Raw genomic sequence first — 12595 nt, 5'->3', positions numbered from 1 at the left:
GCCGCCCGAGAGGCGGCCTTCGGTGTTTCCGGCTCCGGGTCCGTCTCTCCTTCACCGAGGGAACACGACGACCGATGGACCGACCCGTGGCCAGCCTCCTGCCCGCTCTGCTCGACGACCCCCGCCCCTTCGCCCTGCTGCGGCGCCGCACCCCTGGCCATGACCAGGAGACGGTGGAACTGCTGCGCGGGCCGGTGGCGGAGTACGACCGGCTCGCCGGCCTCCCCGACGACTGCCTGGCGCTGATCCCCTTCCGGCAGATCCGCGAGCGCGGCTTCGACGTCCGCGACGACGGCACCCCGCTGCTGGCGCTCACCCCCGAGGAGCGGTACGAGATCCCCCTCGCCGCCGCCATGGAACAGCTCCCCGTGCACGACGTCCGGGTCGAGGGCGGCGGCTTCGACGTCGGTGACGCGGAGTACGCCGGGATCGTCGGGCGGGTGCTGGACGAGGAGATCGGGCGGGGCGAGGGCGCCAACTTCGTGATCCGGCGGACCTACCGGGGCGGGATCCGGGGTTTCGGGCGGGCCGACGCGCTGGCGCTGTTCCGGCGGCTCCTCGCGGGCGAGCGGGGCGCGTACTGGACGTTCGTGGTGCACACCGGGGACCGCACGCTGGTCGGGGCCAGTCCCGAGGTGCACGTGCGGATGAGCGGCGGCACGGTCGTCATGAACCCGATCAGCGGCACGTACCGCTATCCCGCCGAGGGCCCCACCCCCGAGCACCTGCTCGGCTTCCTCGCCGACGCCAAGGAGATCGAGGAGCTGTCGATGGTGGTCGACGAGGAGCTGAAGATGATGTGCACCGTCGGCGACATGGGCGGCGTCGTCGTCGGACCGCGCCTGAAGGAGATGGCGCACCTCGCGCACACCGAGTACGAGCTGCGCGGGAAGTCCTCGCTGGACGTGCGGGACGTGCTGCGGGAGACGATGTTCGCGGCGACGGTGACCGGGTCGCCGGTGCAGAACGCCTGCCGGGTCATCGAGCGGCACGAGGACGGCGGGCGGGGCTACTACGCGGGGGCGCTGGCGCTGATCGGGCGGGACTCCGGAGGCGCCCAGACCCTCGACTCACCGATCCTCATCAGGACCGCCGACATCGACGCGGACGGGCGGCTGCGGGTGCCGGTCGGGGCGACGCTGGTACGCGGGTCCGACCCGGCCGGCGAGGTCGCGGAGACCCACGCCAAGGCGGCCGGGGTGCTCGCCGCCCTCGGCGTACGGCCGGGACGGCCCGGCCGGGACACCACGCGGCCCGGGCTGGCCGACGACCCCCGGGTGCGCGCCGCGCTGGACGGGCGCCGCTCGTCGCTGGCGCCGTTCTGGCTGCGGATGCAGGAGCGCTCCGGGGAGCTGACCGGGCACGCCCTGGTCGTCGACGGGGAGGACACCTTCACGGCGATGCTGGCGCACGTGCTGCGCTCGGGCGGTCTGGAGGTGACCGTCCGGCGGTACGACGAGCCGGGGCTGCGGGCGGCGGTGCTCGGGCACGCTGCCGGGCCGGTGGTGCTCGGGCCGGGCCCCGGCAACCCCGCCGACCTGGCCGATCCCAAGATGCGGCTGCTGCGCTCGCTCACCGCCGGCCTCGTGCGCGAGCACCGGCACGGGGTGCTCGGGGTCTGCCTCGGGCACGAGCTGATCGCGGCCGAGCTGGGGCTGGACATCGTACGGAAGGAAGTGCCGTACCAGGGGGCGCAGACGGAGATCGACCTGTTCGGGCGGCGGGAGACCGTCGGCTTCTACAACAGCTTCGTGGCGTGCTGCGACGACGAGGAGTACGAGGAGCTGGCCGCGCACGGGATCGAGGTCAGCCGGTCGGCGGGCGGGGAGGTGCACGCGCTGCGCGGGGCCGGCTTCGCGTCCGTGCAGTTCCACCCCGAGTCGGTGCTGTCGCTGAACGGCGCGACGGTGGTGCGGGAGCTGGTGGGTCAGCTGCGCGGCACGAGCACGTTCTCCGAGCGGCGGCCGGCCCGGTAGTCCAGGACGTTCTTCACCGTGGCGTCGACGATCTGGCCGACGGCGTCCTCGGTGTAGTACGCCTGGTGCGAGGTGACCAGGACGTTCGGGAAGGTGACGAGGCGGGCCAGGGTGTCGTCCTCGACGGCCGTGAGGGACTTGTCGAGGAAGAACAGGCCCGCCTCCGCCTCGTACACGTCCAGGCCGACGCCCGTGAAGCGGCCCGCGCGCAGCTCGCCGACGAGGGCGGCGGTGTCGACGAGACCGCCGCGGCTGGAGTTGACCAGGATCGCGTCGTCCCGCATCACCTTCAGGGCGGCGGCGTCGATCAGGTGGCGGGTCTCCGGCATCAGGGGGACGTGCAGGGTGACCAGGTCGGAGGCGGCGAGGAGTTCGTCCTTGGGGACGTAGCGCATGCCCAGCTCCAGGCAGGCGGGGTTCTCCACCGCGTCCCAGCCGAGCAGCCGCATGCCGAAGCCGTGCGCGATCCGCGCGAACGCCTCGCCGATCCTGCCGGTGCCGAGGACGCCCGCGGTGCGGCCGTGCATGTCGCGGCCCATCAGGCCGTTCAGGCGGAAGTCGAAGTCACGGGTGCGGGTGGAGGCGCGCACGATACGGCGGTTGACGGCCATCGCGAGCGCCCAGGCGAACTCGGCGACCGAGTACGGCGAGTAGGACGACACCCGGGCGACGGTCAGGCCGAGGCGCTCGGCGGTGTCCAGGTCGATGTTGTTGAAGCCGGTGGAGCGCTGGGCGACCATCCGGGTGCCGCCCGCCGCGAGGATCTCCAGGACGGACGCGCCGAGGTCGGCGTTGACCGACGTGGAGACGGTCTCGTGGCCGGCGGCGATGGGGGCGGTGTCCTCGTTGAGGAAGACGTCGAGGCAGCGGACCTCGGCGCGGCCCGCGAAGGCCCGTTCGATGAGGGGCTGCTCGTCGGCCTGCACCCCGAAGGCGAGGATCTCCACGCGGACGCTCCCGTCTCGCTGGGCTGGTGCTCCCGAATATAGGGCGCCCGGCCACAGGGCGCCCGGCGCGGCGGTGCCGCTCGGCCGGGCCCGCGGGTCAGGCGCCGTCCGGGCCCGCGGGTCACGCGTCGTCCGGACCCGCGGGTCACGCGTCGTCCAGACCCCGCTCTATCGCGTACCGCACCAGTTCCACGCGGTTGTGCAGCTGGAGTTTGCCGAGGGTGTTCTGGACGTGGTTCTGGACGGTGCGGTGGGAAATGACCAGGCGTTCGGCGATCTGCTTGTAGCTCAGGCCCTTGGCGACCAGCCGCAGTACCTCGGTCTCGCGGTCGGTGAGGCGGGGCGCGCCGGGGGTGTCGGTGTCGGGGGCGGGGGCCGGTTCGGAGGCGAGGCGGCGGTACTCGCCGAGGACGAGTCCGGCCAGGCCCGGGGTGAAGACGGGGTCGCCGGCGGCGGTGCGGCGGACGGCGTCCTGGAGTTCGCCGGTCGAGGCGGACTTCAGCAGATAGCCGGTGGCGCCGGACTTCACCGCCTCCAGGACGTCGGCGTGCTCGCCGCTCGCGGACAGCACCAGGACGCGCACCCGGGGGTCGGCGCCGACGACCTCCTTGCAGACCTGGACGCCGGGTTTGCCGGGCAGGTTGAGGTCGAGGACGAGGACGTCGGGCGCGGCGGCCCTGGCCCGGCGTACGGCCTGGTCGCCGTCGCCGGCGGTGGCGACCACCTCGAAGCCGGACTCGGCCAGGTCCCGGGCGACCGCGTCGCGCCACATGGGGTGGTCGTCGACCACCATGACCTTGATCGGCCCCCGCTGTTCAGTCATGTCCTGCCGCCTTCCCCCGCACGTGCGCGTGTGTCACGCCCGTCGCGTCCTTCGGTACCTTCAGCTCGACCTCCGTGCCCTGGCCCGGCACCGAGATCAGTTCGGCGGAGCCGCCGAGGTCGCGCAGGCGGCCCCGGATCGACAGGGCCACGCCCATCCGTCCCTCGCCCTCGGCCTGGGCGAGGCGGCCCTCGGGGATGCCGGGGCCGTCGTCGCGGACGGTGACGATCACCTCGTCCGGCTCGTCCTCGACGAGGATCCACGCGCGCGCGTGCTCGCCGGCGTGCGCGCGGACGTTGTCCAGGGCCGCGCCGACGGCCGCCGCGACCTCCCGGGCGGCGGCGGGGGCCAGCTCCACGGGCGCCCCGGGTTCGGCGAGGCTGACGCGGGCGCCGGCGTACGGGGCGAGCAGCGCGCGCAGGTCGGCCGGGGCGTCCGGGGCGTCCGGGTCGTGGTCCCCGGGTTCGTCCACGGCCCGTACGACGGCGCCGTCGGCGGCGTCCTCCGACACCCGGGAGACGGGGACCAGGCCGCCGGAGACGAGGGTGCGCAGGGCGATCTCCTGCTCGCCGGCCATCCGGCCCAGCTCGGCCGCCTCGCCACCGAGGACGGCGCCGCGCCGCTGCACCATGGCCAGCACCTGGAGCACGCTGTCGTGGATGTCCCGGGCGAGGCGTTCCCGCTCCCGGGTGGCGGCCTCGATCTCCAGGGCGCGGGCGAGGGTGCGCTCGGAGGCGCGGGCGACCTCGACGACGTAGCCGATGGCGATGGCGGCGACCCAGACGAGCATGACGTTGTGGACGGTGTCGCGGGCCGGGCTGCCGCGCTCGACCAGGTTGGCGGCGGCGACCAGGGTGGAGGCGACGGCGGCCCAGCGCCAGCCGCCCTTGATGGCGAAGGCCAGGACGGAACCGGCGGTCCATATCGACGGCAGGGTCGGGCCGCCGGCCGTGATGCGCTCGTGGGTGTCGGCGAGCGGGGTGAGCAGGATGCCGGTGAGGGCGACGGTGAGGTCGAGGGTGAGGAACCGCTTGGTGCAGGCGGCGGCGTTCGCGACCCGCGGCAGGGTGGCGAGCGTCCAGGCGACCAGGACGACGTAGTAGCCGATGGCGAGCCAGGGGCGGGTGAAGTGCTCGTAGGCGGTGGTGAAGAGACCGATCGCGTAGACCATGGTGAGCACGCGGTAGGCGGTCAGCGCGCGCCACAGGGGCTGCTCGACCGACATCCGCATGACCCGCTCGCGCCTGGCCATCTCCCCCACCCCCGTCCGGGTCCCGTCAGGACCCGGGGCTCTCGTCCCCGTCGTCCGCCTGCGCGGCGCGCTCCTTCTCGGCCTGTTCCTTCTCCGCGCGGGCGAGGGCGGCCCTGGCCTCCTTGGCCTCCCTGGCCGCCTCCTTCTCCGCTTCCTTCTCCGCCTTCGCCGCGTCCGCGAGCTGCCGCTTCATGGCGGTCGCGTACATGTCGACGTACTCCTGGCCGGAGAGCTTCATGATCTCGTACATGACCTCGTCGGTCACCGCGCGGAGCACGAACCGGTCGTGTTCCATGCCCTGGTAGCGGGTGAAGTCCAGCGGCCTGCCGATGCGGATGCCGGGGCGCATCAGCTTGGGCACCACCTTGCCCGGCGGCTGGATCTTCTCGGTGTCGATCATGGCGACCGGGAGGACGGGGGCGCCGGTGGCGAGCGCCACGCGCGCGAGGCCGCCCGGCTTGCCGCGGTAGAGGCGGCCGTCGGGCGAGCGGGTGCCCTCGGGGTAGATGCCGAACAGCTCGCCGCGCTCCAGGACCTCTATGCCGCTCTTGATCGCGGCCTCGCCGGCGCCGCGCGCCCCGGAGCGGTCCACCGGGAGCTGGCCGACGCCCTTGAAGAACGCTGCGGTCAGCCGTCCCTTGACGCCCGGCGTGTTGAAGTACTCGGCCTTGGCGATGAAGGTGACCTTGCGGTCGAGCACCGCCGGCAGGAAGAACGAGTCGGAGAACGACAGGTGGTTGCTGGCCAGGATGGCGGGCCCGGTGGCGGGAACGTGCTCCAGTCCCTCCACCCAGGGTCGGAAGGCTAGCTTCAGCGAACCGCCGACGGTGACCTTCATCGCGCCGTACAACAACCGAGTGCCTCCTGTATGTGTCGCACAGACCATAACCCGGAGCACCGGCAAAGGGCCCTGCGGCCCTGGTCGGTGTCCGTGGGGTCGCGTACGGTGAAGTACCCGCACCACGACGTGCCAGCGGCGCCAGCCCCTTGACGAACAGGAGTCGAAGACGTGCCGGTCCTCGCAGGAGCCGAGCCGTTCCGCCAGGAGGGCGGGGAGGTGGGCGTCCTCCTCTGTCACGGCTTCACCGGTTCCCCGCAGTCACTGCGCCCCTGGGCCCGGCATCTGGCCGGGCACGGTCTGACGGTCGCGCTGCCGCTGCTGCCCGGACACGGCACCCGCTGGCAGGACATGCAGCTCACCGGCTGGCCCGACTGGTACGCCGAGGTGGACCGCGAGCTGCGCGTGCTGCGCGAGCGGTGCTCCCGGGTGTTCGTGGCGGGGCTGTCGATGGGCGGCGCGCTGGCGCTGCGGCTGGCGGCGCGCCACGGTGACGTGGTGAGCGGTGTCATGGTCGTCAACCCGGCCAACCGCATGCACGGCCTGGCGCCGCACGCCCTCCCGGTCGTCCGCCACCTGGTACCGGCCACCAAGGGCATCGCCAGCGACATCGCCAAGCCGAACAGCGCCGAACTGGGATACGACCGGGTGCCGCTGCACGCGGCGTACTCCCTGCGCGACTTCTTCCGGGTCGTCGACCGTGATCTGCCGCAGGTCACCCAGCCGCTGCTGCTGATGCGCAGCCCGCGCGACCATGTGGTGCCGCCCGCCGACTCGGCCCGGATCCTGAGCCGGGTGTCGTCGGTGGACGTGACGGAGATCCTGCTGGAACAGAGCTACCACGTGGCGACGTTGGACCACGACGCGGACCGGATCCACACGGAGAGCGTCGCCTTCGTCGCCCGGCTCGCCCCCGGTCTCGTCAAGGAGCCGGAGCCCGGTCTCGGCAAGGAAGGGACGGCCGCAGGTGGCTGAGCACGACTCCGACCGTGAGGACCGCGAGGAGCGCGGGGAGCGCGCAGAGCGCGAAGGTACGGGCACGGGCGCCCCGCAGGAGCAGCACGTGCCGTTCGACGAGGACGCCGCCTGGGCCGCGATCGTCGCCGGCTACGGCGAGGAGCCGCCGGACCCGCCGGGCGCCAAGCCGTTCAAGTCGGTCGAGGACCTGGCGCTGCTGGAGCCGGAGACCAACGACGACGGCGGGGCACCCGAGCCCGCCGAGAAGTCCGACAAGCCCGAGAAGCCCGGGGAACCCGCCCCGGCCGAGCCGCTGGGCAGCTCGGTCGCGTTCGCGCCGGGGATCGGTCCGCGCGACCACAGCCTGGCCGAGCCCGCCGAGGACGACCTCGGCGAGGACGACGAGGGCCACTTCGTGCCGCCCGAGCCGCCGCCGCTGCCGGAGGGCGACGTCACCGCCCGGTTCGCCTGGCTCGGTGTGCTGGGCGGCCCGCTCCTGCTGCTGGTGGCGATCCTGCTGGGCTGGGAGATGACCTGGTGGCTGGCGACCGTGTGCATCGGCGGTTTCCTCGGCGGCTTCGCCACGCTGGTGATGCGGATGCGCACGGACGACGACGAGGACGACGATCCCGGCCGGGGTGCGGTGGTCTGACGCGGACCGCTAACGGCCTGCGGGGATTCTGAGGGCGGCCAGGACCGGGAGGTGGTCCGTGGCCGCCCTCAGGTCGTCTTCCCGTACGCCGGGCAGGCCGCGCGGCACGCCGCAGGCGAGGACCTCGACGCCCGGGGTGGCGAAGAGGGCGTCGATGCGCTGGTGCGGGCGGCTGGGGGTCGAGGTGTGCTCGTCGCCCCAGGGGGCGGTGGCCCAGCAGTCCTGGAGGTCCTTGGCGATCCGCCGGAACGCGGGGCCGTCGGGGCGCTCGTTGAGGTCGCCGCCCGCGACGGCGTGCGGGACACCGAGGGCGGCGAGCCGGTCGAGGAGCAGGCCGCTCTGCTCGTAGCGCTCGTCCTTCTGGAGGGACAGGTGGCAGCTGAGGACGCCGACGCGGGCGCCGCCGAAGCGGACGACGGCGGTGGCGAAGCCCCTGCGGTGCTGGCCGGGGGTGAGCGGCAGCAGGACGTCCTCGGTGCGCTCGACGGTGGCGCGCAGGGAGCACAGCAGCGCGGGTCCCGCGGCGGTGCCGCCGCCGGAGAGGATCACCTGGCCGGAGGCGGCCGCGAGGCGGGCGAGCTTCTTGCGCCAGCGGAAGAAGCGGGGGGCCTCCTGGAGGAGGACCAGGTCGGGGGCGCAGGCCCCGATGACGCGGGCGAGGGCGTCGGTGTCGTCACGCATCGAGCGGATGTTGTAGCTCAGGACGCGGACGACGGCGGAACCGTCGGGTTCGGTACGGGAGTCGGGGAACTGCGGCATGTCGATCAATGTACGCCCAAGGGGGTGGGGCGCGGGGGTGCGTGCGCGGCTGACGGTACGTCGTGGCCGGCCGGCGCCACGCGGCGCCGGCCGCCCATCGACACAGCCCCCCGCGTCCCTTGAGAAGACCGCTTGTCTACATGATCGGGTCGGGTTCGCGGGCCAGGTCCGCTGCTCCTACGAGCCCGGCCTTGTTGCCGAGCTGGGCCGCGATCACGTCCGCCACCGGGCGCCAGTGGGCGCCGACCAGCCAGCGCTTGTACGACTTGCGGATCGGGTCGAGGACCAGGTCGCCCTCGTCCGACAGACCGCCGCCGACGATGAACGCCGACGGGTCGAAGAGCGAGGCCAGGTCCGCCAGGCCCGCGCCGGCCCAGCGGGCCAGCTCGCGGTAGGAGTCGACGGCGACCGGGTCGCCCTGCCGGGCGGCCATCGAGATGTGCTTGCCCTCGATGCCGTCAGGGCTGCCGTCGCCGAGGCCGAGCAGCGTCTCGGCGCGCTCGGGGGTGGCGTTGGCGCGCTGCTTGGCGTAGCGCACCAGGGCACGCCCTGAGGCGTACTGCTCCCAGCAGCCCTGCGAGCCGCAGCCGCACAGCAGGCCGTCGGGCACCATGCGGATGTGGCCGAACTCGGCGGCCACGCCGAAGTGGCCGCGGCGCAGCTTGTTGCCGATGATGATGCCGCCGCCGAGGCCGGTGCCCAGCGTGATGCAGATGACGTTGCGGTGGCCCTTGCCCGCGCCGAACTTGTACTCGCCCCAGGCGGCCGCGTTGGCGTCGTTCTCCACGACGACCGGGAGGCCCACGCGGGCCTCGACCTTCTCCTTGAGCGGCTCGTTGCGCCAGTCGATGTTGGGCGCGAAGTAGACCTCGGAGCGCTGCCGGTTGACGTAGCCGGCCGCGCCGATGCCCACGCCGACGATCTCGTGCCCGGCGCGCGCTCCCTCCACCGCCGAGGCGATGGCGTCCACGATGGCCTCGGGCGTGGTGGGAGTCGGCACCTTGAAGGTCGAGAGGATGTTGCCTTCCTCGTCGACCACCCCGGCCGCGATCTTCGTGCCGCCGATGTCGACGCCGATGGTGAGTCCCATGAATCCCTCAGTTTCGGTCGAGCCCCGCTATGGCCAACCGTACCCGAGGCGCCGCCGCCGGGGCCCGTCAGTCCAGGTCGATGCGCTGGCCGGGACCGGCGTCCGGGCCGCCCTCGTCGTCCCGCGGGTCCCCGTCCCGGGGGCCGGGCTCCTGGCTGGTCCAGCGCTGTTCCTGGCGCTGGACGGCGGAGCGGTAGGCGGCGAGCAGTTCGCCGCCGGCCGCCGCGAGGTGGTCGAAGACGTCCGGGTTGCGCTCGATGACCGGTTCGACGGCGGCCTTGGCCTGCTGGACGACCTGCCGGACCACCTGCTGGGCGGCGGTCCCGGCGACCGGGCCGAGCAGCGGTGCCTGGAGGCCGGACAGCTTGTCGGCCACGGTGTCCACGAGGCGGCGCAGTTCCTCGGCGGCCGAGCCGGGGGGCGGCCCGTAGGCGGCGCGGCGGCGGGCCTTCTCCGCCTCCAGGTCCTCGGCGGCCGCCGTCGCCCAGGCGTCGGCGTCGGCCGCCCGCCGCTCGCCGGCCGCCGACCGCTCCTGTCCGGCGGCCTCGTCGCCCGCGGCGCCGGGCTGCGGGAGCTCTTCGCTCATGACGGACTCCTGACTACGGTTCGTCCCTACGACGTTACCCGAACGGCCGCCACGGCTTCACCGGCTCCGGGGCCACAGCCGCGGGTCGGGCGCGAACCGTACGCTCAGCCGGCCCTCCCGCAGGGCGGCCCCGTCCACGGTGCAGCGGCGCAGCGCGGACGGCAGCGGAACGATACGGCGGAAGGGGCCGGCGGTGACGACGAGTTCGTCACCGCGCCGGACGAGGTCCAGTTCGCCGCGGGCGGCGCCGGGCAGCGGGAGGTGCCAGACCAGGACGCCGTCGTCGGGGAGCCGGTCGGTGACGGGCCACTCGACGGGGGCGGTGTCCGGGTTGACGCCGGGGGCCGCGAGGGCGGCGAGGTCGTCGGTGCCGCGCGGGTCGTGTCCCAGGTGGGGCAGGGTGCGGACGTCGTGGGCGCCCTGCCACTCCTCCAGGGCCTTGCGCTGCTGGGCGACGGGTCCGGCGAGCCAGCTGTCGGCGGGGGCGTCCTCGGGCAGGGTCCGGTTGGCGGCCAGCAGTTCCACGGGCAGGCCGCGCAGGGCCAGGCCGAGGGCGGCGGTGCGCACCGCGTCGAGGCCGGCCGGGCCGGGTTCGGCGACCAGCCGGACGACGGTGTCCCGGTCGGTGAGGACGGCTTCGACGGCGGCCAGTTCCAGGTCCCAGCGGGCGGCGTGCTCGTAGAGCGCCTCGGTGGGCATGGGGACGCCGGCCAGGCGGCCGAGGACTGGGCGCAGGGCGCGGGCGGCCTGCCGTTCGGGCGGCAGCAGGCGGCGCAGGTAGCGGCGGAGTTCCTCGGGCAGGGCGAGCAGGGCGAGGGCGCGCGGGGCGGGCGGCAGGTCGACGACGAGCAGGTCGTGCTCCTCGGCGAGGGCGGCGTCGCGCAGGGCGCGCAGCAGCGCCAGTTCCCCGGCGCCGGGCAGCGGGGTCAGCTCCTCGGGGTCGAGGCGGGCGGCGCCGAGCAGGTCGAGGGCGGCGGAGGCGCGGTCCTGGAGGGCGGCGAGGCCGTCCCGGAACCCCCGGGCCGGGTCGGGCCGCCAGGCGGTGAGGTTGGCCTCGACGGCGGCCGGCGTGGAGCCGGTGGGCACCCCGAGCGCGGCGCCGAGGGTGTCCTCGGGGTCGGCGCCCAGCAGCAGGGTGCGGGTTCCGGACCGGGCTGCGGTGAGCGCGGTGGCGGCGGCCACGGTCGTCCGGCCGCTGCCGCCCGGGCCCATGATCAGGAGGGTGCGCATGAGGGTGAACGGTACCTGCGCGCCGGACGAGCTAGGCGGCGCCCGACTCCACCCGCTTCTTCAGTCCCGCCAGCGCGCGGTCGGTGATGACCTTCTCGGCCTTGCGCTTGATCATGCCGAGCATGGGGATCTTGACGTCGACGGTGAGCCGGTAGGTGACCTCGGTGCCGGTGCCCGCGGGGCGCAGCAGGTAGGAGCCGTCGAGGGAGCGCAGCATCTGGGACTTCACCAGCGTCCAGGAGACCTCGTCGTCACCGGCCCAGGTGTAGGCGAGGGTCTGGTCGTCCTTGATCGCCCCGGCGTCCATGACGAGCCGGACCTGCTCGGCGCGGCCCTGCCCGTCGGTGGCGAGCACCTCGGCCTCCTTCACCTCGCCGGTCCAGTCCGGGTAGCGGGCGAAGTCGGCGATCACTGCCATGACGTCGGCCGGTGCCGCCTCGATCGTGATGCTCGAGCTGGTGTGTTCCGCCATCGCGGTGGGTCCTCCAGATGCGGGCCGGTTGAGACATCGCGTACGCGCGTACGGATGTGCGTGCAGCGTGAAGGCTACCGCGCACCAGGAGGACGGCCGTCACCCCTGTCCGCCCGCACGGCTACCACTCCAGCACCCACGGCCGGCCGGTCGACGCGAAGTGCCCGACGTTCACGCACTCGGTCGCCCCGATCCGCGTCCGCCCCACCAGCGGCTGGTGGACGTGGCCGAAGAGGGCGTACCGGGGGCGGGTGCGCCGGATCGCGTCGAGCAGCGCCCGGCTGCCCCGCTCGAAGCGCCGCGCCACCGTGTCGTAGACCAGTTCCGGGACCTCCGGCGGGATGTGCGTGCACAGCACGTCGACCTCGCCGACCGCCTCGATCTTCGCGGCGTACTCCTCGTCGCTGATCTCGAAGGGGGTGCGCATCGGGGTGCGCAGGCCGCCGCCGACGAAGCCGAAGACCCGGCCGCCGATCTCGACGCGCTCGCCGTCCAGCACGGTGGTGCCGGGGCGGGCGTACTCCGGCCACAGCGCCGGCATGTCGACATTGCCGTAGGTGGCGTACGTCGGGGTGGGGAACGCGGCGAACAGCTCGGCGTACTGCTTGCGCACCGCCTTCTCCATCACGGCGGCGCGGTCCTCCTCGACACCCGCCCACAGCCGGGCGCCGAACTCCTTCGCCTCCGCGAACCGGCGGGCGGTGCGCAGCTCGACGATGCGGTCCGCGTTCTCCACGCCGAACAGGTCCGGGAAGATGCCGCGGGAGTGGTCGGCGTAGTCGAGGAAGAGGATGAGGTCGCCGAGGCAGACCAGTGCGTCCGCCCCCTCACCGGCCCGGGCGAGGTCGCGGGCGTTGCCGTGCACGTCGCTGACCACATGCACGCGCGTCTTCGTGTCCGGGGCGTTCCGGGCCGGTGTGGAAGTCATGGCGATCAAGAGTAGGAGCAGCAGGTCCCCTGTGAACAGTGGTGGCCGGACCTGCGGTTACTGGCTGGTCGGTCGGCGTGTCGAC

Annotated in this window: 13 protein-coding genes; 3 read left to right on the top strand and 10 right to left on the bottom strand. The window is 73.8% G+C overall.

What is annotated here, in order from left to right; genetic code table 11:
* The first annotated feature begins 74 nt into the window (after positions 1 to 74).
* Positions 75 to 1976 carry an anthranilate synthase family protein gene (locus ACIQR3_RS08370; protein ID WP_403535931.1) on the top strand — a complete coding sequence of 634 codons (1902 nt, stop codon included), beginning with the start codon at positions 75 to 77 and terminating at the stop codon, positions 1974 to 1976.
* Here ACIQR3_RS08370 and ACIQR3_RS08365 read toward each other — a convergent pair.
* The 4 genes from ACIQR3_RS08365 to ACIQR3_RS08350 form a co-directional block, all read right to left on the bottom strand.
* A complete protein-coding gene (locus tag ACIQR3_RS08365; protein WP_403535929.1) occupies positions 1928 to 2923 on the bottom strand; it encodes a 2-hydroxyacid dehydrogenase in 996 nt (331 codons plus the stop codon). The two genes, ACIQR3_RS08370 and ACIQR3_RS08365, sit on opposite strands and share 49 nt — an antisense overlap.
* A 145-nt stretch (positions 2924 to 3068) precedes the next feature.
* On the bottom strand, positions 3069 to 3746 hold the full coding sequence (locus tag ACIQR3_RS08360) for a response regulator (RefSeq protein ID WP_403535926.1): 678 nt from the start codon (positions 3744 to 3746) through the stop codon (positions 3069 to 3071).
* Positions 3739 to 4998, bottom strand: coding sequence for a MacS family sensor histidine kinase (gene macS, locus ACIQR3_RS08355; RefSeq protein ID WP_403535923.1), 1260 nt, complete (start codon positions 4996 to 4998; stop codon positions 3739 to 3741). Before macS ends, ACIQR3_RS08360 begins: the two co-directional genes overlap by 8 nt.
* A 25-nt stretch (positions 4999 to 5023) precedes the next feature.
* The gene (locus ACIQR3_RS08350; RefSeq protein ID WP_403536767.1) at positions 5024 to 5836 is read right to left on the bottom strand and encodes a lysophospholipid acyltransferase family protein; all 813 of its coding nucleotides are present in this window, start codon (positions 5834 to 5836) and stop codon (positions 5024 to 5026) included.
* Positions 5837 to 6007: 171 nt separating this feature from the next.
* Here ACIQR3_RS08350 and ACIQR3_RS08345 point away from each other — a divergent pair, with 171 nt between their 5' ends.
* Together ACIQR3_RS08345 and ACIQR3_RS08340 are read left to right on the top strand one after the other, a co-directional pair.
* Positions 6008 to 6811, top strand: a complete 804-nt coding sequence (locus ACIQR3_RS08345; protein ID WP_403535920.1) for an alpha/beta hydrolase — start codon at positions 6008 to 6010, stop codon at positions 6809 to 6811.
* A complete protein-coding gene (locus ACIQR3_RS08340; RefSeq protein WP_403535917.1) occupies positions 6804 to 7445 on the top strand; it encodes a hypothetical protein in 642 nt (213 codons plus the stop codon). Before ACIQR3_RS08345 ends, ACIQR3_RS08340 begins: the two co-directional genes overlap by 8 nt.
* Before the next feature lie 9 nt (positions 7446 to 7454).
* On the opposite strand, the gene ACIQR3_RS08335 is transcribed toward ACIQR3_RS08340, so the two are convergent.
* The 6 genes from ACIQR3_RS08335 to ACIQR3_RS08310 form a co-directional block, all read right to left on the bottom strand.
* Positions 7455 to 8204 carry an endonuclease/exonuclease/phosphatase family protein gene (locus ACIQR3_RS08335; RefSeq protein ID WP_403535914.1) on the bottom strand — a complete coding sequence of 250 codons (750 nt, stop codon included), beginning with the start codon at positions 8202 to 8204 and terminating at the stop codon, positions 7455 to 7457.
* A 136-nt stretch (positions 8205 to 8340) separates the two neighbouring features.
* Positions 8341 to 9294 carry an ROK family glucokinase gene (locus ACIQR3_RS08330; RefSeq protein WP_403535911.1) on the bottom strand — a complete coding sequence of 318 codons (954 nt, stop codon included), beginning with the start codon at positions 9292 to 9294 and terminating at the stop codon, positions 8341 to 8343.
* Between the two features lie 67 nt (positions 9295 to 9361).
* Positions 9362 to 9880: a DUF5304 family protein gene (locus tag ACIQR3_RS08325; RefSeq protein ID WP_403535908.1), complete on the bottom strand. Its 519-nt coding sequence runs from the start codon at positions 9878 to 9880 to the stop codon at positions 9362 to 9364.
* Positions 9881 to 9937: 57 nt separating this feature from the next.
* Entirely contained in the window at positions 9938 to 11110 is a 1173-nt protein-coding gene (locus ACIQR3_RS08320) for an ArsA family ATPase (RefSeq protein WP_403535905.1), read from the bottom strand.
* Between the two features lie 31 nt (positions 11111 to 11141).
* Positions 11142 to 11582, bottom strand: a complete 441-nt coding sequence (locus ACIQR3_RS08315) for an SRPBCC family protein (RefSeq protein WP_215165867.1) — start codon at positions 11580 to 11582, stop codon at positions 11142 to 11144.
* A 121-nt stretch (positions 11583 to 11703) separates the two neighbouring features.
* Positions 11704 to 12510: a metallophosphoesterase gene (locus tag ACIQR3_RS08310; RefSeq protein ID WP_403535902.1), complete on the bottom strand. Its 807-nt coding sequence runs from the start codon at positions 12508 to 12510 to the stop codon at positions 11704 to 11706.
* Between the last annotated feature and the right edge of the window lie 85 nt (positions 12511 to 12595).

This window comes from Streptomyces sp. NPDC090994 (assembly GCF_044768905.1).
Classification (GTDB): Bacteria; Actinomycetota; Actinomycetes; order Streptomycetales; family Streptomycetaceae; genus Streptomyces.
This window is presented reverse-complemented; position numbering and strand designations above follow the sequence as displayed.